The following is an 18,822-nucleotide window of genomic DNA, read 5'->3' as shown; positions in this document are numbered from 1 at the left end:
CGGCTCGCAAATCTGTCATGTGCCGCGCGCCAAACAAGGTGAGAGTCCAGCGTCAATCAGGATGAGAATCGCGGGGGTGTCGGCGTGACGAAGGGAGGGCGGAGCCCGAGCTTCGTCACGCCGACACCCCCGCGCGCGCCGAAAAAAACGGCCTGTCTGCCGGTCGCGGGGCTGGGTGAAGGGTCGGTTTTCCCCTCGGGAGGACCGATTCGTTGCCCGGCCGCCATGTCACCGACCGCCAGATGAGGCTTTTCATGCAATTTCGAAAAACCGACCGTGCCGCCGTCGCCGCGGCAAAAGCCGGTTTCAGCCCGGCTACCGCTTATCGGCTGGAACATGATCCCCGGCTTCCCTCGCAAAAGAAGGCGCCACGCGCCCGCCGGCGGCCAGATCCGCTGGAGAGCGTTTGGGACAGCGAGGTCATTCCCATGGCTGAAAGCGGCGCCCGGCCTGCGCCCGATCGGCGTGTTCGAGGAGTTGCGCCGCCGGCATCCGGGACTCGGCGCTGGCGTGCGCCGCACGCTGGAGCGGCGCATTCGGAACTGGCGCGCTATCCATGGTCCCGAGCAGGAGGTGATTTTCCGGCAAGAGCATCCTCCGGGCCGCATGGGCCTCTCGGATTTTTACGACATGCGCGATCTCGAGGTCTCCATCGGCGGCGTTCCGCTCGAGCACCGGATCTATCACTTCCGCTTGCCATTCTCGGGCTTCGAATCCGCCCATGTCGTGCTCGGCGGCGAGAGCTTCGTCGCCCTCGCCGAAGGCTTGCAGAACGCCCTGTGGACGCTCGGCGGCGCGCCGCAGCAGCATCGCAGCGACAGTCTCTCCGCCGCCTTCCGCAATCTCGACGCCGACGCCAAGGAGGATATGACGCGCCGCTATGAAGCGCTCTGCGCCCATTACGGCATGACGCCAACCCGCAACAACAAAGGTGTCTCCCATGAGAACGGCTCGATCGAAAGCGCCCACGGCCATATCAAAGCCGCGCTCGAGGACGAACTGCTGCTGCGCGGCTCGCGCGACTTCGACGATCTCGGCGCCTGGCGAAAGTTCGTCGACGAGCTCGTCGGTCGGCGCAACGCCCGCAACGCCGCGCGCGTCGATTTCGAACGCGCGGAACTGAAAGATCTGCCGCCGCGCAAGACGTCGGACTTCGAGGAGGAGCGGGTCTCGGTCACCTCGTCCAGCGCCTTCACTTTGCGCAAAGTCTTCTACACCGTGCCGTCTCGGCTGATCGGCCATAAGCTTCTCGTGCGCCTCTATGACGATCGGCTCGAAGTTTTTCAGGGGTCGACGCATCTGTTCGATCTGCCGCGCGGCAGGCCCGGGCCAGGCGGCAAGCATGGGCATGTCGTCGATTATCGGCACGTCATTCACTCTCTGCGCCGAAAGCCCATGGCGCTGCTCAATCTCGTCTATCGCGAGCAGCTCTTTCCTCGTCGCGCCTATGCGCGCGCTTTCGATGCGCTGCTCGCCGAGACCGGAGAGAAAGCAGCCTGCAAAACCATGGTCGGCCTGCTCGCCCTGGCGCATGAGCGCGCCTGCGAGGCCGAGCTCGCCGTCGCGATCGAGGAGGAACTCGACGCCGGTCGTCTGCCAAACCTTTCCACGCTGATCGAACGCTTCGCGCCGAAGATCGCCGCGGCGCCCAATGTGATTGTCGCGCTCCCCGAGCTGGCCGTCTATGACGCGCTCGCTTCTTTCGAAGGAGCCGCGGCATGAAGGCGAACGACAAAGTCGACGCCGCTCGCGTCGATCTTCTTCTCTCCGAGCTGCGCCTTTCCGGCATCAAGCTCGTCTGGAGCGCGCTCGCCGCCACCGCCGACAAGGAAGGCTGGCCAGCCGCACGCTTTCTTGCGGCGCTCGCCGAGCAAGAACTCGCCGACAGAGGTCAGCGCCGCTTCGCCCGTCATCTCGCCGAGGCGCGTCTGCCGCCCGGAAAAACGCTCGCCGCTTTCGACTTCGACGCCGTGCCGATGATCTCGAAAGCGCAAGTCCAAGCGCTCGCGGCCGGCGACGCCTGGCTCGAAAAAGGAGCCAATTTGCTGGTTTTTGGTCCACCTGGGGTCGGAAAGTCACACTTGGCGGCGGCGCTCGGCCTGGCGCTCATCGAAAACGGCTGGCGCGTTCTCTTCGCGAGAACGACGGATCTCGTCCAGCGACTGCAAGTCGCGCGACGCGACCTCACTCTCGAAGCCGCGATCGACAAGCTCGACAAATATCATTTGCTGGTCCTCGACGATCTCGCCTACGTCGCCAAGGATCAGGCCGAAGCGAGCGTCCTCTTCGAGCTGATCAGCGCCCGATACGAGCGACGCTCGCTGCTCATCACCGCAAATCAGCCCTTCGGCGAATGGGGAAAATCTTCCCAGACCAAGCCATGACGCTCGCCGCCGTCGATAGGCTCGTCCATCATGCGACGATCTTCGAGATGAACGTCGACAGCTATCGACGTAAAGCCGCGCTCAAAAAAGCCGCTGGTCCAGGCCGGCCCTCGGCGCGCGCGACAATCAAAACATCATCCTGATTGTCGCTCCGCGTCAATCAAGACGAACGTCACCAAAAATCCGCTTGCCTTATCGTCGCTCCGCGACAATCATCTCGCCACCGCGACCGAAAAACCTCATCCAGATTGTCGCGCTCTTCTCATCCAGATTGCCGCGCCATAGTCATGCTCGGGATGCGAGCAATTCGCCCACGGAGGTATTCCGATGAAGGACCGGCGCATCGACCTGCGCCTATCAGATCGACTACGCCTATGACGCGCTCGGGCGGCGGAGCTCGCGGACCGGCTCCGGAGCCGAGACGTTTCAGTATGACGCCATCGGGCGGCTGACCCGCCATGCGAGCGATCTCGGCTCGTTCTCGCTGAGCTATCTCGGCCAGACCGGCCAGATCACGCAGCGCCTGCTGCTCAACTCGACGCTCTCGACGAGCTGGAGTTATCTCCCCAATTCCGGAGACCGGCGTCTCGTGAGCATCAGCAATGTCGGGCTGTCGGCGAGCCAATTCTCGAACTTTCGGCTCACGACGACGCCGGAGAATTTCATTTCCTCGATCACGGAGACGAGCGACGCTGCGCCTGTCTATCCTTCCGTGATGAGCCAGACGGCGAGCTACAACAATCTCAACCAGCTGACGAATCTGTCCGGGCAGTCGTTGAGCTACGACGCGAACGGCAATCTGCTCTCGGACGGGCAGCGCGACTATAGCTGGGATGCGGAGAACCGGCTTCCCACCGCGCCGGAGCTGATCGAAGCGCTGGGATTGAAGAACTGCCTGTTCACGCTCGACGCCGAGCATTGTCAAAAAAACTGTTCGAACGCGTGATCGCGTCCGGCAATCATTTGCTGACGCAGGTGAAGGACAATCAGCCGGGCCTGCGTCGCCTGCTCGAACTCGGCGCGGCGGGCCGCAAGCCGAGCGGCTCTGCGACGAGCCAGTCGAAAGAGGCAGGGCAACTATAGCTGAAATGCGCGGAATTGACGGTGCCTATGGGGGAATCAAAAGCAGTCGAGGCCGCGTCAGCGGCCTCGCAGCAGCTTTAACCGTCTCACGCCTCGATGCCCCCGGGTTTTCCGGGTGATACTTACTCTTGTTTCTCCAGACCCAGATCCAGATCAAGTGGCCCAAGGGATGCTTACACGTTCAGCTTTCTCCATGACGCAGTAACTATTGAACTAAATGTTCCACTCGACATAAAGAATTTTATTCCAGTCGCCAACGTTCCGGCGCTCTGATAATTGCCGATAGTCCAATTTCCCCACCCAAACGTCCCGACACTCATAGTATTGATTGTCGACAGCCCATCATTGCTACGAAACATAAACACAAAATCTCTGAACGATCCTGAATACTGAGCGGGAGCAACTTCCAGATTTATCGCAGAGACATTCTGGCCGGTGGTGCCCCACTGGTTCCATCCGTATCCGGACGTGATCCATGTTGTCGGCGTGCCGGTTCCGATTTGCATTCGCGCCGTGGCGTTGGTGCTGGAATTAAATTGACTTAAAGTAAAATCAAAGTCCATACTCGGCGGAATATTATTGAACTCAAGAGATGCGGCGTTGACCGCGGCGAACTTACCCCAGATCCCACTAGTTACCTGTTGAACATAAGCTTCGCTACTTTCACATAAAATAGTTGCATTATTACCCGGAGCGTTGAGGGAAATTGTTGAAGCGCTGGCATAGGTTATTCCACGCAAAGTCTGTCCGCTAGCGGCGGTGACTAATAAGTTGTTTGCTCCGAAAGTGCCCTTGGCGTCGGCGATCTGAACCACCCCTGAATTCGGCAAGGTTATAGTGAATGACCCACCGGACGTATCAGCTAAATACATGCCGCCTGAAACCGCTGTCGTATTGGACGTCACCACGGTCCAAGTCGCTGCCCCTCCGCCAGTAGCAGTAATAGTAACACTGCCTTGACCGTTGGTAATTGCAATCCCGGGCCCAGCTGTCAGTGTTGACGCCTGCGGTGCGGTGCCGGAAGAGCCGATTACCAATTGTCCATCGCCTAATGGGCCAACGCCGCTGAAATTTCCGTTACCGCTATTATATTGGAGAGCGTAAGCTGATCCGGCCGGACTCGCGCATGCAACAAGAGCATTGTAGTTCGCCATCACTTGAGTGGCGTCAGCCACTTGGCCATTCGCAATCTGATACGGTAAAACGCACTGCGCATGGACAGCAGTTGAGCACACAATACATCCTAACCAAAAGCCTACCGTAGCGACAGCACTGGAGAACATGCGCATGATTCTCTCCTCAGAAACACAAACGTGTTGGAATACTTGCAAGAGCTACATGATAGCTTGCCCCACAAGGGAACTCAGATCTCACGCTGTATAGCAATCGCTGACGCGTTTCTCAACAGCCGAAACACCGGACTGGCGATGTGAACGCACGTCGATCGCCGATCCGCTACGCCATTATTTTTTCGTTTCTGTTCGCCACGCTACGATCTCAGCGCGAACACCCTTGAATGCGCTCGGACCGCGTCTTTGTCTCGACGTCTCGCTCTATTCGAATGGAGGCGTCCTTGTCCGCTACCAGGATTCTCTGGGGCCAGATCCTCGTCATATCGCTCATCGTGCTGACGACGATATGGGCGGCGACCGAATGGACCGCCTGGCGTCTCGGCTTCCAGCCGCAGCTCGGACATCCATGGTTCGAGCTCGCCCACTTTCCCTTCTATCCGCCGCCCGCCTTCTTCTGGTGGTGGTGGTGGTACGCCTTCGACGCCTATGCGCCGTCGATATTCGTGGAAGGCGGCTATATCGCAGCCTCGGCTGGACCACTGTCCATCGCGGCGGCGATCGCCATGTCGATCTGGCGCGCCCGCGAGGCCGACGACGCCGAGACCTATGGGTCCGCCCGCTGGGCGCGGCCCGACGAGATGAAGGCCGCCGGCCTGCTCGACCCCGACGGCGTCGTGCTCGGACGGCACGAAAGCGCCTATCTGCGGCACGACGGACCGGAGCATGTTCTCTGCTTCGCCCCGACGCGATCCGGCAAAGGCGTGGGGCTGGTCGTGCCGACGCTGCTCACTTGGCCAGGTTCCGCCATCGTCCACGACATCAAGGGCGAGAACTGGCAGCTCACCGCCGGCTTTCGCGCGCGGCATGGCCGCGCCCTGCTGTTCGATCCGACCGACGGCGACTCGGCCGCCTATAATCCGCTGCTCGAAGTGCGCAGGGGCGAGAGGGAAGTTCGCGACGTGCAGAATGTCGCCGACGTTCTGGTCGACCCGGAAGGATCGCTCGAGCGCCGGAACCATTGGGAGAAGACCAGCCACTCCCTGCTGGTCGGCGCCATCCTCCATGTCCTCTACGCCGAAGCCGACAAGACGCTCGCCGGCGTCGCCGCCTTCCTGTCCGATCCGAACCGGCCGATCGAGACGATCCTGCGAGCGATGATGACGACCCGCCATCTCGGCGACGCCGGTCCGCATCCCGTCGTCGCCTCGGCGGCGCGCGAGCTGCTCAACAAATCCGACAATGAGCGTTCGGGCGTTCTCAGCACGGCCATGTCGTTCCTGGGACTCTATCGCGATCCGGTCGTGGCGAGAGTGACCCGCCAATGCGACTGGCGGATCGCCGATCTCGTGACCGACGCGCGTCCGGCCACGCTCTACCTCGTGGTGCCGCCCTCCGACATCAGCCGCACCAAGCCGCTCATCCGACTCGTGCTCAATCAGATCGGTCGACGGCTCACCGAGGAATTGCGCCCGACCGGCCACCGCCACCGCATGCTTCTGATGCTCGACGAATTCCCGGCGCTCGGACGGCTCGATTTCTTCGAGAGCGCCTTGGCCTTCATGGCGGGCTATGGCTTGAAGAGCTTCCTGATCGCGCAATCGCTGAACCAGATCGAGAAGGCCTATGGGGCGAACAACTCCATCCTCGACAATTGCCATGTGCGCGTGTCCTTCGCGACCAATGACGAGCGCACAGCGAAGCGTGTGAGCGACGCGCTCGGCGCCGCGACCGAGATGAAGGCGATGAAGAACTACGCCGGGCATCGGCTTTCGCCGTGGCTCGGCCACCTGATGGTGTCGCGCTCCGAGACGGCGCGTCCACTGCTCACCCCCGGCGAGATCATGCAGCTTCCGCCTTCCGACGAGATCGTCATGATGTCGGGCCTGCATCCGATCCGCGCGAAGAAGGCTCGCTATTATGAGGATCGCCGCTTCGCCGAGCGGATTCTGCCGCCGCCAAAAGAATTGCCCCAAGCGCCTCGACCGGACGACTGGTCGGCTCTGCCGATTCGGACGCCGTCCGCAGACCTGGTCATGCGATCGACCGCCGAGGACGAGGCCAATGGCGGGTTGCGACGCGAGCCGGAGCTGCCCGATCATGTCGCGATCGTGAAGGAGACAACGCCATCGCGTCGGGATGCGAATGAGTTCGCCATCGTCGACGATACGCCCGAGCAGGCCGCACGGCAGCAAGAGATCATCCGGCAACGCATGAGCGGGCTCGCCCGCCAGGGCGCCATGGACCCGGGCGACGGCCTCGATCTGTAGGAGCGATGATGCGCGACCGCCTCAATGTCTCGCTTCCCGTGGAGATGATCGCGAGGATCAACGAGCTCGTTGCGCAGAAACGTCTGACGCGCTCTGCTATTGTAGAGGCCGCGGTCGCGTCCTTCCTGTCGCCCGACGGCGCGGATCGGATGGAGGCCGCCTTCACCCGGCGGCTGGACCGGCTGACACATCAGGTTCAACGCCTCGAACGCAACAGCGGGCTCACGACCGAAGCGCTTGCGCTGTTCGTTCGCTTCTGGCTGACCGTAACGCCTCCCTTGCCGCCGGAGGCGCAAGCGGCCGCCCAGGTGAAAGGACGCGAACGCTACGAGGGCTTCATCGAGGCGCTGGGGCGACGACTCAATCAGGGACGGACGCTGCTCGACGAGATTCCGAGAGACATGCTTCGGGGAGAGCGAGCCGACGAGAGCGCGAGCGACTCGCGCGAATAGGAAGCAAGTATTTTTTCGCTGGGCTACGACGGGCTGCTACGCAGACCGGAACCTTGTTGATCACGCCCGTTCCTTGCCTTTTCTAATCATCCCCGCGGCCAATCGCCCTCGCGCGATCGACCGAAGCGGGGGCGGGTTTGACGGCTTCTCTTTTCCATTCGCAGGCTCATGCACGCGGCGCACGCATGCTGCGCACTGCGCTCGGACCGGCCGTCGCGAGCTTTCTCGAAGACCCGTCTGTCGTCGAGGTCATGCTCAATCCGGATGGTCGGCTCTGGATCGACAGATTGTCGAGCGGCCTCGAGGATAGCGGTTGCAAAATGTCGGCGGCCGATGGCGAGCGCATCGTGCGGCTCGTCGCGCATCATGTCGGCGCCGAGGTGCATCCAGGTTCACCACGGGTCTCGGCGGAACTACCTGAGACGGGCGAAAGATTCGAAGGACTTCTCCCTCCCGTCGTGACGGCGCCCGCCTTCGCAATCCGAAAGCCTGCCGTCGCGGTGTTCACGCTCGACGACTATGTCCGCGCCTGCGTCATGACGTCAGGTCAGGCCGACATTCTGCGAAAGGCCGTCACAGATCGCAAGAACATACTCGTCGTCGGCGGAACGTCGACCGGCAAGACGACGCTCGCCAATGCGCTGCTCGCCGAGATCGCGCACACGTCCGACCGCGTCGTGCTGATCGAAGATACGCGCGAGCTGCAGTGCCGCGCGCCGAACCTCGTCGCTCTGCGCACCAAGGATGGCGTCGTCTCGCTCTCCGATCTCGTGCGCTCGTCGCTTCGACTGCGACCCGACCGTATTCCGATCGGCGAGGTGCGCGGCGCCGAAGCCCTCGACCTGTTGAAGGCCTGGGGCACCGGACATCCGGGCGGCATCGCCACCATTCACGCCGGCACGGCGCTCGGGGCTCTGCGCCGTCTCGAGCAGCTCATTCAGGAAGCCGTGATCACCGTGCCGCGGGCGCTGATCGCCGAAACGATCGATCTCATCGCGGTCCTGAGGGGCCGCGGCTGCGAACGACGTCTCGCCGAGCTCGCGACTGTCGTCGGCCTCGATCCGTCGACCAGCGACTACCGCGTTCTGCCAATCGAAGCGCGAGACGTGCCCTACGTCACAGGAGACCAATCATGACGCCCATTGTTCAGAACAAGCAATTTTGCCGACGCGTCGCCGAGCTTGCTGTCGTTGTAGCCTTCACGGCAATGTCCGCTTCCGAGGCCCACGCCTCTGGCTCCTCGATGCCTTGGGAGACGCCGCTCAATCAGATTTTGGAGTCCATCCAGGGCCCGGTCGCCAAGATCATCTCGGTCATCATCATCACGGTGACCGGCCTCACGCTCGCCTTCGGCGACACGTCGGGCGGTTTCCGCCGTCTGATCCAGATCGTCTTCGGCCTGTCGATCGCTTTCGCCGCCAGCTCCTTCTTCCTCTCCTTCTTCTCCTTCTCCGGCGGAGCGCTGATCTGATGAGCGGCTTCAACAGCGCCGAGGACGTTCCCGGCTTCTTCGTCCCCGTCCATCGGGCGCTGACCGATCCGATCCTGCTCGGCGGCGCGCCGCGCGCGGTCGCTATCGCCAATGGCACGCTCGCCGCGGCGATCGCGCTCGGACTCCGCCTCTGGCTTCCCGGCGCTCTGTTCTGGGCGATCAGCCACAGCGCCGCGGTCTGGGCGGCGAAGCGCGATCCGCAATTCGTCGAGGTCGTGCGCCGCCATCTGCGCTATCCCGCTTATTTCGGCGTGTGAGGGTCTCATGCTCAATCTCGCGGAATATCGCGGCCGCCCGACGAGTCTCGCCGATTTCCTGCCCTGGGCAGCTCTCGTCGCCGAAGGCGTCGTCCTCAACAAGGACGGCTCCTTCCAGCGCACCGCACGCTTCCGCGGGCCGGACCTCGACAGCGCGACGCCGGCCGAGCTTGTCGGCGTGACCGCGCGCCTCAATAATACGCTGCGCCGACTCGGCTCCGGCTGGACGATCTTCGTCGAAGCCGATCGGGCGCCGGCGCAGCATTATCCGCATGACCGCTTTCCCGATGCGGCCTCGGCGCTCGTCGACCTCGAGCGGCAGAACGCCTTCGAGGAGGCTGGCGCGCATTTCGAGAGCAGCTATTTCCTGACGCTCCTCTGGCTGCCGCCGGAGGAAGATGCGTCGCGCGCCGAGAGCTGGCTCTACGAAGGCCGCGCCCAGGACGGCGTCGATCCGTGGGAGCTGCTGCGCGGCTTCATCGATCGCACGAACCGCGTGCTGCAATTGGTCGAGAGCTTCATGCCCGAGGCCGAATGGCTCGACGACGGCGAGACGCTGACCTTTCTGCATTCGACGATCTCGACGCGCCGGCAGCGCGTCCGTGTCCCGGAAACGCCGATGCATCTCGACGCTCTGCTCGCCGACGAGCCGCTCACAGGCGGCCTGGAGCCACGGCTCGGAAACGCGCATCTGCGCATTCTGACCATCGTCGGCTTTCCGAGCGTGACCCACCCCGGCATTCTGGATGAGCTCAATCGTCTCGCCTTTCCTTATCGCTGGTCGACGCGCGCCATCTTGCTCGACAAGACGGAAGCCGTTCGGCTGCTGACCAAGATCCGGCGGCAGTGGTTCGCCAAGCGCAAATCTGTCGCCACGATCATCAAGGAGGTGATGACCAACGAGGCATCGACCCTCGTCGATTCCGATGCGGCGAACAAGGCCGCCGACGCCGATGTCGCGCTGCAAGAGCTCGGCGCCGATGATGTCGGCGAAGCCTATGTGACCGCCACCGTCGCCGTCTGGGACGACGACCCGGCGATCGCAACCGAAAGGCTGCGTCTCGTCGAGAAGGCGATCCAGGGCCGCGATTTCACCTGCATAGCGGAAGGCGTGAATGCGGTCGAAGCCTGGCTCGGCTCTCTTCCCGGTCACGCCTACGCCAATGTCCGCCAGCCGCCGATCTCGACGCTCAATCTCGCCCATATGATTCCGCTCTCCGCCGTCTGGGCGGGAGCTGACAGAGACGAGCATCTTCGTGGCTCTCCCTTGCTCTTCGGCAAGACCGAGGGCTCGACGCCGTTCCGTTTCTCGCTCCATGTCGGCGACGTCGGCCATACGCTGATCGTCGGTCCGACCGGCGCCGGAAAATCGGTGCTGCTGTCGCTGATGGCGATGCAGTTTCGTCGCTATGCGCGCGCGCAAATCTTCGCCTTCGATTTCGGCGGCTCGATCCGCGCGGCGGCGCTCGCCTGCGGCGGCGATTGGCACGATCTCGGCGGCGGCCTGTCGGCCGGCTCCGAGGACAGCGTGTCGCTGCAGCCGCTCGCCCGCGTCAACGACGCGGCCGAGCGCGCCTGGGCGGCGGAATGGGCAGCCGCGATCCTCGCCAAGGAAGGCGCCGCCATCGACCCGACAGCCAAAGAGCATATCTGGTCAGCGCTTACCTCGCTCGCCTCGTCGCCGCCCGGTGAACGCACGCTCACTGGCCTCGCCGTCCTGCTCCAATCGACGGCCCTGAAGCAGGCGCTTCAGCCCTATTGCGTCGGCGGTCCGTTCGGGCGGCTGCTCGACGCCGAAGAGGAGCGCCTCGGCTATTCCAACTTCCAGGCCTTCGAAACGGAAGGACTCATCGGCGCGGGCGCCGCCGCGGCCGTCCTCACCTATCTCTTCCACCGCCTCGAGCAGCGCCTCGACGGAAGGCCGACCTTGCTCGTCATCGACGAGGGTTGGCTCGTGCTCGACGATCCCGCTTTCGCGCGTCAGCTGCGCGAATGGCTGAAGACCTTGCGGAAGAAGAACGCTTCCGTCGTCTTCGCCACGCAGTCGCTCTCCGACATCGACAATAGCCCGATCGCGCCGGCGATCATCGAGAGCTGTCCGACCCGCATCCTCCTCCCGAACGAACGGGCGATCGAGCCGCAGATCACCGCGATCTATCGCCGCTTCAGCCTCAACAATCGCCAGATCGAGATCATCGCCCGCGCGACGCCCAAGCGCGACTATTATTGCCAATCGCGACAAGGCAATCGCCTGTTCGACTTGGGGCTCGGACCGATCGGCCTCGCCTTTTGCGCCGCTTCCTCCAAAGCCGATCACGCCGCGATCGAGCGCATTCTCGCCGAGCATGGGCCGGATGGATTTCTGCGTGCCTGGCTGATCGAGCGCGGCCTCGAATGGGCCGCCGATCTCATCCCCGACCTCACCAATCTGGAGTTCTCCTGATGGCCGCTCGGTCTCTTCGCCACGCTGCCCTGTTTTGCGCCGCGGCTCTATCCCTCTCGCTCGTCGCCGATCCGACGCCCGCGCAGATCGTCGTCTACGATCCGAGCAATTTCTCGCAGAATGTGCTCACCGCCGCGCGCGAGCTGCAGCAGATCAACAATCAGATCCAGAGCCTCGCCAATGAGGCGCAGATGCTGACCAATCAGGCGCGCAATCTCGCGAGCCTGCCGCTCTCGACGCTGAGCCAGCTCCAGACGACGATTCAGAAGACGCAATCGCTGCTGTCCCAGGCGCAGCACATCGCCTTCGATGTCCAGCAGATCGAATCCGTCTTCGCGACGACCTATGGTTCGGCGTCGACCAGCGCCTCCAGCTCGGGCCTGATCGGCACCGCGCAGACGCGTTGGCGCAATTCGGTCGCGGCCTTCGAGGATTCCTTGAAGGTCCAGGCCGGCGTCGTCGGCAACATCTCGAGCAACGGCTCCGCCATGTCTTCGCTGACCTCCGCCAGCCAGACGGCGACGGGCGTGCTGCAGGCGGCGCAGGCCGGCAATCAGCTGCTCGCGCTGCAATCGCAGCAGCTCTCCGATCTCGTCGCCGTGGTCGCGGCGAAGAGCCGCGCCGATGCGCTCGAACAATCGCGCATCACGGCGACCGAGTCGCAGGGACAGGAGCAATATCGCCGCTTTTCGACGCATTCCGGCTATGAGCCGGGCAATGTCACCATGTTCCACGGCAATTGAGGCGCGCCGATGGGACGATGGGACATATGGCGCGCCGGCGCGATCCTCATTCTGATCGCCACATTGGTCGCGACGCTCTCGGCAATCGACCTCGATGCGCCTGCGCCAGTCGTCCCTGACACCGGCGTCGCCTTTGCCAATGAACCAGACGATCTTTCCGCCGAGTTGCGCCGCTGCGGCGCGCTCGAACTCCAGGATGCCGAAGACCAGCGCTGCGAGGCGGTCTGGACGGAGAACCGCCGCCGCTTCTTCGGCAGGCCGGCGCGGCCGACGCCTCCCACGGCCGCGCCGGCCGCAGCTATATCGAAAGGCGTCGCGCCATGAACAATGTCGGCGTCATCGATTCCTTCCTGAACACTTTCACGACCTATATCGATTCCGGCTTCGGCCTGCTGAAGGGCGACGTCGCCTATCTCTCCTCCACGCTGATCGCGATCGACATCACGCTCGCCGGCCTGTTCTGGGCCTGGGGCGCCGACGAGAACGTGGTCCAGAGGCTCGTCAGGAAGACGCTCTACATCGGCTTCTTCGCCTTCCTCATCACCAATTTCAACAGGCTCTCGGGCGTAATCTTCAATAGCTTCGCCGCCGTTGGCCTCGAGGCCGGCGGCTCTTCGGTGTCGACCGCCGAATTCCTGAGGCCCGGCCGTCTCGCCCAGGTCGGTCTCGACGCCGGTCAGCCGCTGCTCGACGCGGCGAGCCAGATGATGGGCTTTGCGTCCTTCTTCGCCAATTTCATTCAGATCGCTGTGCTGATGATCTCCTGGCTGCTGATCGTCATCGCCTTCTTCATTCTCTCCGTGCAGCTTTTCGTGACACTGATCGAGTTCAAGCTGACGACGCTCGCCGGCTTCGTGCTCATTCCTTTCGCGCTCTTCAACAAGACCGCCTTTCTCGCCGAGAAGGTGCTCGGCAACATCGTCGCGTCGGGAGTGAAGGTGATGACGCTCGCCGTCATTGTCGGAATCGGCTCGGGACTCTTCTCGCAATTCACGACGAGCTACGGCGGCGAGCAGCCGACGATCGAGCAGACGCTCTCCGTCGTGCTCGCCGCGCTCGCCATGCTCGGACTCGGCATATTCGGTCCCGGCATCGCGACCGGTCTCGTCTCCGGCGCTCCGCAGCTCGGCGCCGGCGCGGCGGTCGGAACCGGCGTCGCCGTCGCGGGCGCCGGAATGGTCGGAGGCGCGGCGCTCGGCCTCGCCGGAAGGGGAGCGACGGCCGCCGCCTCGGGAGCCGCCGCCACCGCGCGTGGCGGCGCGAGGCTCGCCGGCGGAGCGGCGTCGGCCTATGCGCTCGGCTCGGCCGGCGAGGCTGGGCCTTCGGCTGTCGCCGCCGGACTCGCCGGCGTCAGCCGTGCCGCGGGGGCCGTCGCAGCGGCTCCCTTCCGCCGCGCGGCCGCCCGGGCGACGAGTTCCCTGGCCGAGAACTATTCCGCCGGCGCTCGCGCCGCCTTCGCGGCAACGGGCGGCTCGTCGACCACAGGCGCAGTCGGCGACGGCGCAACCGGCGATCCACCAGGGAATGCGCCGCCCGCCTGGGCGCGGCGCATGAAGCGCAATCAGCTCGCGAGCCACGGCGCGACGACCGCCGCGCATGTCATCCAGTCCGGCGACAGCCACGGCGGCGGCCATTCCGTCGATCTCTCACAAGAGGAATAGACCATGTTCCGACGCGTGTCGGTGCGCTATGGGCGCACTCCCGAACCGGAGACGCCCTATCAGAGAGCCGCGCAGGTCTGGGACGAGCGCATCGGCTCTGCGCGCGTCCAGGCGAAGAACTGGCGCCTGATGGCTTTCGGCTCTCTGCTCTTGTCCTGCGGGCTCGCGGCCGGTCTCGTCTGGCAGTCGACGCATGGAACCGTCGTCCCCTGGGTCGTGGAAGTCGACAAGTTCGGCGAGGCGCGCGCCGTCGCTCCGGCGACGGCGGATTACACGCCGTCCGATCCGCAGATCGCCTGGTATCTCGCCCGCTTCATCAACGATGTGCGCGCCGCTCCGGCCGACCCTGTCGTCGTCCGGCAGAACTGGCTGCAGGCCTACGACTTCACGACGACGGCGGGCGCCGCGGCGCTCAACGATTACGCCCGCGCCAACGATCCCTTCGCCAGGCTCGGCAAGCAGCAGATCGCCGTCGACGTCTCCAGCGTCATCCGCGCCTCGACCGACTCGTTCCGCGTCGCCTGGATCGAGCGCCGCTATCAGGAAGGCGCGCTCGCCGACACCACGCGATGGACAGCGATCCTCACCATCGTCATCCAGCCGCCGACCGACGCCGATCGTCTCCGCAAGAATCCGCTCGGCGTCTACGTCAACGCCATCAACTGGTCCAAGGAGCTCGGACAATGACCCGGCCGAATTTCTTGAATGCCGGCGATCCGGCTTCGCACATTGCCGTGAACATGCGGTTCCGGAAAGATGGAAACGTGTCTTTCCGTAGAGCCGGCTTTGCGATTCTGCTCATCTCCATGCCGTCGCTCGCTGGATGCGCGAAATTCATTCCGCCGGACATCGATTATGACGACGCCGCGCCGGCGCGGCTCTCCGCCGATCCGCCGGCGCCGGTGAAAATCGTCACGCTCGCCAAGCCGCTTCCTTTACCCGGCCAATTGAAGCCGCTGCACGCGGGCAAGGCGCCGCCCGAGCCCGCCGATCCGGCCGTGCGCGTCAATCAGGCCAACGCCGCCGCCCGCGTGCAGCCGGTCCGCGACGGCTTCATCAACGCCGTGCAAGTCTATCCCTTCTCGGGTGGGGCGCTCTATCAGGTCTATGCCGCGCCCGGACAGATCACCGATGTCGCCCTGCAGGAGGGCGAGCAGCTCGTCGGCTCGGGGCCGGTTGCGGCCGGCGACACCGTGCGCTGGATCATCGGCGACACGGAGAGCGGCGCCGGCGCGACCAAGAAGATCCACATCCTCGTCAAGCCGACGCGGCCCGACCTCGTCACCAATCTCGTCGTCAACACCGATCGGCGCACCTATCTGCTCGAGCTGCGATCGACCGACAAGACCTATATGGCCTCGGTCTCCTGGCAATATCCCGAGGACCAGCTCATCGCCTTGCGTCGTCAGAACGCCACCGCCGAATCCGCTGCGCCGATCGCTGCCGGCGTCGATATCTCATCGCTGAATTTTCGCTACGCGATCCAGGGCGACAGTCCCGCCTGGCGGCCGCTGCGCGCCTTCGACGATGGGTCGAAGGTCTATATCGAATTCCCGAGCGGCATTCGGCAAGGCGAGACGCCGCCGCTCTTCGTCATCGGTCCGGCCGGCGGCTCGGAGCTCGTCAATTATCGCGTCAGTCGTAACTATTACATCGTCGATCGCCTCTTCGCCGCCGCAGAGCTCCGTCTCGGTGACGCGGACAGCGAGCGGCGCGTGCGCATCGTCCGCACCGACGGAAGGCCGCGGTCATGACGCCGGACGCGAATGATGAGAAATTCGGCTCGCCGCCGCCGATCACGCCGGACCTTCGGCTCCGAGGCGAACGCCCGCGCGTGACGCGGCTGTCGCGCAAGGTGCTGATCGGCATGGCGAGCGTCGCGGCCCTCGCGATCGCCGGCGCGCTCGGCTACGCGCTGCAGCCGCGCGACAGAAGCGGCGCGGCCCAGGAACTCTACAACACGCAGAACCGTCCTGCCGCCGACGGCCTCGCGAACCTGCCCAAGGACTATACCGGAATACCGCGTCCGGCGCCGCCGCTCGGGCCGCCTCTCCCGGGTGATCTCGGGCGACCCATTCTGAATGCTGGCGCGGCCAGCAATACGACGATTGTCGGCGCATCGGCCTCCGATCCCGAGGCGCAGCGCCGTGCGCAGGAAGGCGAGGCCGCGCGCGTGAGCCGGCTCTTTGCTCAGACGAATGAGCGCGAGAGGCCGATCACGCCGATCTCTCCGACCGCGATCTTCGCGGCCGACGCAGGCGCCGTAGCGACGCCATCTGTCGACGCCGGCTCCGCTCAGAACATGCAGGATCGCAAGACGGCTTTTCTGACGGCTTCCACCGATCGGCGAACCGTCAGTCCCGATCGGCTCGTCAAGCCTGCATCGCCGTACATCGTTCAGGCCGGAACGGTCATCCCAGCCGCACTCATCACCGGCCTCCGCTCCGATCTGCCGGGACAGATCACGGCCCAGGTGACCGAAGCGGTCTACGACAGTCCCACGGGGAAATTTCTGCTCATTCCTCAGGGCGCGAAGCTGATCGGCCAATACGACAGCTCCGTCGCCTATGGGCAAAAGCGCGTGCTCCTCGCCTGGACCCGGCTCATCATGCCCAATGGAGCCTCGATCGTGCTGGAACGGCAGCCCGGCGCCGACGCCGCCGGCTATGCCGGTCTCGAGGACGAGGTCGACAATCATTGGGACATGCTGATCAAAGGCGCGGCGCCCTCGACGCTCCTCAGCGTCGGCTCCGAAGCGGGAACGACGGGCAGCGAGAATAGCCTCATCCAAGCGATCCGTCGCGGCGGATCCAACAGCGCGAGCCAGACCGGGCAATTGCTCGTTCAACGCCAGCTCAATGTCCAGCCCACTCTCACCATTCGCCCGGGCTTTCCTGTTCGCGTGCTCGTAACGCGGGATCTCCTATTGGCTCCATACAAGGAAGGAATGGCGCCGTGACGAAACTGAAGCTCGGTCCGCTCGCCGACGACAAGCCCGTCAAAATCACCGTCGAGATTCCCGCCTCTCTGCATCGCGATCTCGTCGCCTATGCGGACGCACTCGGCAGAGCCAATGGGCAAAAGATCGGCGATCCGGCGAAGCTGATCGTTCCGATGCTCCAGCGCTTCATAGCGACCGACAGAGCCTTCGCGAAGACTCGGGCAGGGCCGAAGCCTCAACCCGATGTCGCGGAAACCGAAAGGTCGGGATAGCGAGCGCGCAGCAGATCGAGAAATGTTCGGAGCATCGGACTGCTGTTCGTCTCTTTCCAATAGGCCGCGAACTGAAGCCGCATCTGACCACAGTCGTCATGCAGCTCGCGATGGGTCACTCCGGGGCAGCCAAATCCGGCGGCGCCTTCGAGCAGTGGCGAGACGCCATAGCCGGCGCCGACGAGGCTCAGCAGTCTGTCGAGGCTGACGTCCTGGTAGCTGATACGCAGAGAACCCGAGCCGCCGGTCTTCACGCTCAGCAACTGCTCGAGCTCGGAATCGACGCCGCGCTGCGTCAGCAATATCCGATCGTCGCAAAGCTCCTGCCATTTAACGGCTTGCCGATCGATCAGAGTGTGCTGCTCCGGAAGAGCGACGATCACCCTTTCGCTCCAGAGCGGCAGAATGCGATCATTCCACCTCCCGCCGCCGGCCGTCAGGATGGCGACGTCGATCGCGCTGGCGACGAGCTCGTCGAGCAATCGCTCCTTGGCGCCATCAACCAAAAGAATGTCCGTATCCTCGATCTGGCGCCGGAAGTTCGCGAGGGTCCCCCGCAGATTGCCAGCCGAGAGTGACGAGCAAATCCCTATTCGCAGTGGCCTGTTCCCGACGTCGCGTCGCGTTTTGAATCGGAGGAAGAGGCGGTCCGCTTCGTCGACGATGCGCTGCGCCGCTTCCAGAAATTCGCGGCCGACCGGCGTCGGCTTCGTTCCGCCGGTGGTGCGCTCGAACAAGTCCAGGCCGAGCTCACATTCGAGATCGCGCAATCGCCGGCTGAGGGTGGATTGACGAGTGCTCAGCGTCTCCGCCGCTTGCCGGAGGCTTCGATGCCGGGAGGCGACAATGGCCCATTTCAGATCGCGAAGCTCCGAATTCACCTGAAAAGCCCGGTTTCACAAGCTGATTTCCAGAATCGGATATGCCGACGACAGGAGGCCATCGACCGTTCTAATGCTTCCTACTTCATTGAAAATAAATGGCCTTTTCAAGGCCGCCGATCAGGCGGCTATCGCTTTGCAAGCTATGGGTTTTTCGGCGAACGGACCCGATTCCTCCGCAATCGATGCGCCGTTCCGAACGGCCCGACGATCATGCGCATGGGCGCCAAGTCCTCGGCCGAGACCGGTCGGGGCTCGTAGTAGACCGTGCTGCGGGCGAGCCCCAACGCCTTCGCCTGTCGGACGACCGAAAGATCGTGGGCGCGGTCGATCATCGCTTTGCGCTCAGCAGCCCGGCCTTGCTGAGCGCGCCCTCTAAAAAATCGTTCTCCAAAGTCAGCTCGCCGATCTTAGCGTGCAGCGCCTTCAAATCGACGGCGACCTCCTTCGCCTCGCCCTTCTCCTGGCCGAACACTCCCGCGGCTCCTTCGAGCAGCTGGCTCCGCGACGGCGCAATCTGGTTGGGATGGACGTCGAACTGCTGCGCCAATTCGGCGAGCGTTTTCTCCCCCTTTACGGCGGCCAGAGGCACCTTCGCCTTGAACGCCGAAGAATGCGTCCTGCGTGTCCGCTTGATCATCGAATGTTACTGAT

At 63.9% G+C, this 18,822-nt stretch carries 19 protein-coding genes and 3 pseudogenes; 18 read left to right on the top strand and 4 right to left on the bottom strand.

Annotated features, from left to right (window positions below; genetic code table 11):
- Positions 1-56 precede the first annotated feature (56 nt).
- Complete coding sequence (locus tag AC6IW9_RS11175; protein WP_497772595.1) at positions 57-338, bottom strand: hypothetical protein; 282 nt, start codon at positions 336-338, stop codon at positions 57-59.
- On the opposite strand from AC6IW9_RS11175, the pseudogene istA reads away from it, so the two are divergent.
- The 4 genes and pseudogenes from istA to AC6IW9_RS11155 all read left to right on the top strand — a co-directional run bounded on the left by istA (position 243) and on the right by AC6IW9_RS11155 (position 3,467).
- A pseudogene (gene istA, locus AC6IW9_RS11170) lies at positions 243-1,722 on the top strand (IS21 family transposase). The gene AC6IW9_RS11175 and the pseudogene istA overlap by 96 nt on opposite strands.
- Positions 1,719-2,669 (top strand): annotated as a pseudogene (gene istB / locus AC6IW9_RS11165) (IS21-like element helper ATPase IstB). Before istA ends, istB begins: the two co-directional pseudogenes overlap by 4 nt.
- Before the next feature lie 304 nt (positions 2,670-2,973).
- On the top strand, positions 2,974-3,330 hold the full coding sequence (locus AC6IW9_RS11160) for an RHS repeat domain-containing protein (RefSeq protein ID WP_497763836.1): 357 nt from the start codon (positions 2,974-2,976) through the stop codon (positions 3,328-3,330).
- On the top strand, positions 3,327-3,467 hold the full coding sequence (locus AC6IW9_RS11155; RefSeq protein WP_497763835.1) for a hypothetical protein: 141 nt from the start codon (positions 3,327-3,329) through the stop codon (positions 3,465-3,467). Before AC6IW9_RS11160 ends, AC6IW9_RS11155 begins: the two co-directional genes overlap by 4 nt.
- 173 nt (positions 3,468-3,640) lie before the next feature.
- Here AC6IW9_RS11155 and AC6IW9_RS11150 read toward each other — a convergent pair whose 3' ends face one another.
- A complete protein-coding gene (locus AC6IW9_RS11150; protein WP_497763834.1) occupies positions 3,641-4,756 on the bottom strand; it encodes a hypothetical protein in 1,116 nt (371 codons plus the stop codon).
- 284 nt (positions 4,757-5,040) lie between these two features.
- Between AC6IW9_RS11150 and AC6IW9_RS11145 the strand changes: the two genes are divergently transcribed.
- From AC6IW9_RS11145 to AC6IW9_RS11085, 13 genes are all read left to right on the top strand, one after another.
- The gene (locus AC6IW9_RS11145) at positions 5,041-7,026 is read left to right on the top strand and encodes a conjugal transfer protein TraG (protein WP_497763833.1); all 1,986 of its coding nucleotides are present in this window, start codon (positions 5,041-5,043) and stop codon (positions 7,024-7,026) included.
- Between the two features lie 8 nt (positions 7,027-7,034).
- Positions 7,035-7,478: a ribbon-helix-helix protein, CopG family gene (locus AC6IW9_RS11140; RefSeq protein ID WP_497763832.1), complete on the top strand. Its 444-nt coding sequence runs from the start codon at positions 7,035-7,037 to the stop codon at positions 7,476-7,478.
- Between the two features lie 185 nt (positions 7,479-7,663).
- A complete protein-coding gene (gene trbB / locus AC6IW9_RS11135; protein ID WP_497763831.1) occupies positions 7,664-8,614 on the top strand; it encodes a P-type conjugative transfer ATPase TrbB in 951 nt (316 codons plus the stop codon).
- Entirely contained in the window at positions 8,611-8,949 is a 339-nt protein-coding gene (locus AC6IW9_RS11130; RefSeq protein WP_497763830.1) for a TrbC/VirB2 family type IV secretion system protein, read from the top strand. The genes trbB and AC6IW9_RS11130 overlap by 4 nt, the downstream gene beginning before the upstream one ends.
- Positions 8,949-9,227 carry a VirB3 family type IV secretion system protein gene (locus tag AC6IW9_RS11125; protein ID WP_497763829.1) on the top strand — a complete coding sequence of 93 codons (279 nt, stop codon included), beginning with the start codon at positions 8,949-8,951 and terminating at the stop codon, positions 9,225-9,227. Before AC6IW9_RS11130 ends, AC6IW9_RS11125 begins: the two co-directional genes overlap by 1 nt.
- 7 nt (positions 9,228-9,234) lie before the next feature.
- Positions 9,235-11,670 carry a conjugal transfer protein TrbE gene (gene trbE, locus AC6IW9_RS11120; protein WP_497763827.1) on the top strand — a complete coding sequence of 812 codons (2,436 nt, stop codon included), beginning with the start codon at positions 9,235-9,237 and terminating at the stop codon, positions 11,668-11,670.
- Complete coding sequence (trbJ, locus tag AC6IW9_RS11115) at positions 11,670-12,413, top strand: P-type conjugative transfer protein TrbJ (RefSeq protein ID WP_497763825.1); 744 nt, start codon at positions 11,670-11,672, stop codon at positions 12,411-12,413. The genes trbE and trbJ overlap by 1 nt, the downstream gene beginning before the upstream one ends.
- A 9-nt stretch (positions 12,414-12,422) precedes the next feature.
- Positions 12,423-12,737 carry a putative entry exclusion protein TrbK-alt gene (trbK-alt, locus tag AC6IW9_RS11110; protein WP_497763824.1) on the top strand — a complete coding sequence of 105 codons (315 nt, stop codon included), beginning with the start codon at positions 12,423-12,425 and terminating at the stop codon, positions 12,735-12,737.
- Entirely contained in the window at positions 12,734-14,074 is a 1,341-nt protein-coding gene (gene trbL / locus AC6IW9_RS11105; RefSeq protein ID WP_497763823.1) for a P-type conjugative transfer protein TrbL, read from the top strand. The genes trbK-alt and trbL overlap by 4 nt, the downstream gene beginning before the upstream one ends.
- Positions 14,075-14,077: 3 nt before the next feature.
- Positions 14,078-14,761: a conjugal transfer protein TrbF gene (trbF, locus tag AC6IW9_RS11100; protein WP_497763822.1), complete on the top strand. Its 684-nt coding sequence runs from the start codon at positions 14,078-14,080 to the stop codon at positions 14,759-14,761.
- Positions 14,758-15,828, top strand: coding sequence for a P-type conjugative transfer protein TrbG (trbG, locus tag AC6IW9_RS11095; protein WP_497763821.1), 1,071 nt, complete (start codon positions 14,758-14,760; stop codon positions 15,826-15,828). Before trbF ends, trbG begins: the two co-directional genes overlap by 4 nt.
- The gene (locus tag AC6IW9_RS11090) at positions 15,825-17,033 is read left to right on the top strand and encodes a TraB/TrbI/VirB10 family type IV secretion system protein (RefSeq protein ID WP_497763820.1); all 1,209 of its coding nucleotides are present in this window, start codon (positions 15,825-15,827) and stop codon (positions 17,031-17,033) included. Before trbG ends, AC6IW9_RS11090 begins: the two co-directional genes overlap by 4 nt.
- Positions 17,030-17,287, top strand: coding sequence for a DUF2274 domain-containing protein (locus tag AC6IW9_RS11085; protein ID WP_497763819.1), 258 nt, complete (start codon positions 17,030-17,032; stop codon positions 17,285-17,287). The genes AC6IW9_RS11090 and AC6IW9_RS11085 overlap by 4 nt, the downstream gene beginning before the upstream one ends.
- On the opposite strand, the gene AC6IW9_RS11080 is transcribed toward AC6IW9_RS11085, so the two are convergent.
- Positions 17,251-18,168, bottom strand: coding sequence for a LysR family transcriptional regulator (locus AC6IW9_RS11080; protein WP_497763818.1), 918 nt, complete (start codon positions 18,166-18,168; stop codon positions 17,251-17,253). The genes AC6IW9_RS11085 and AC6IW9_RS11080 overlap by 37 nt on opposite strands.
- On the opposite strand from AC6IW9_RS11080, the gene AC6IW9_RS11075 reads away from it, so the two are divergent.
- Positions 18,118-18,429, top strand: a complete 312-nt coding sequence (locus AC6IW9_RS11075) for a hypothetical protein (RefSeq protein ID WP_497772594.1) — start codon at positions 18,118-18,120, stop codon at positions 18,427-18,429. The genes AC6IW9_RS11080 and AC6IW9_RS11075 overlap by 51 nt on opposite strands.
- On the opposite strand, the pseudogene AC6IW9_RS11070 reads toward AC6IW9_RS11075, so the two are convergent.
- A pseudogene (locus AC6IW9_RS11070) lies at positions 18,378-18,808 on the bottom strand (transposase); the annotation flags it as partial. The gene AC6IW9_RS11075 and the pseudogene AC6IW9_RS11070 overlap by 52 nt on opposite strands.
- Positions 18,809-18,822: the final 14 nt, after the last annotated feature.

The organism is Methylosinus sp. shoA (genome assembly GCF_059718125.1).
Note: the sequence above shows the minus strand (reverse complement) of the source record. Positions and strands in the feature narration are given on the sequence as shown.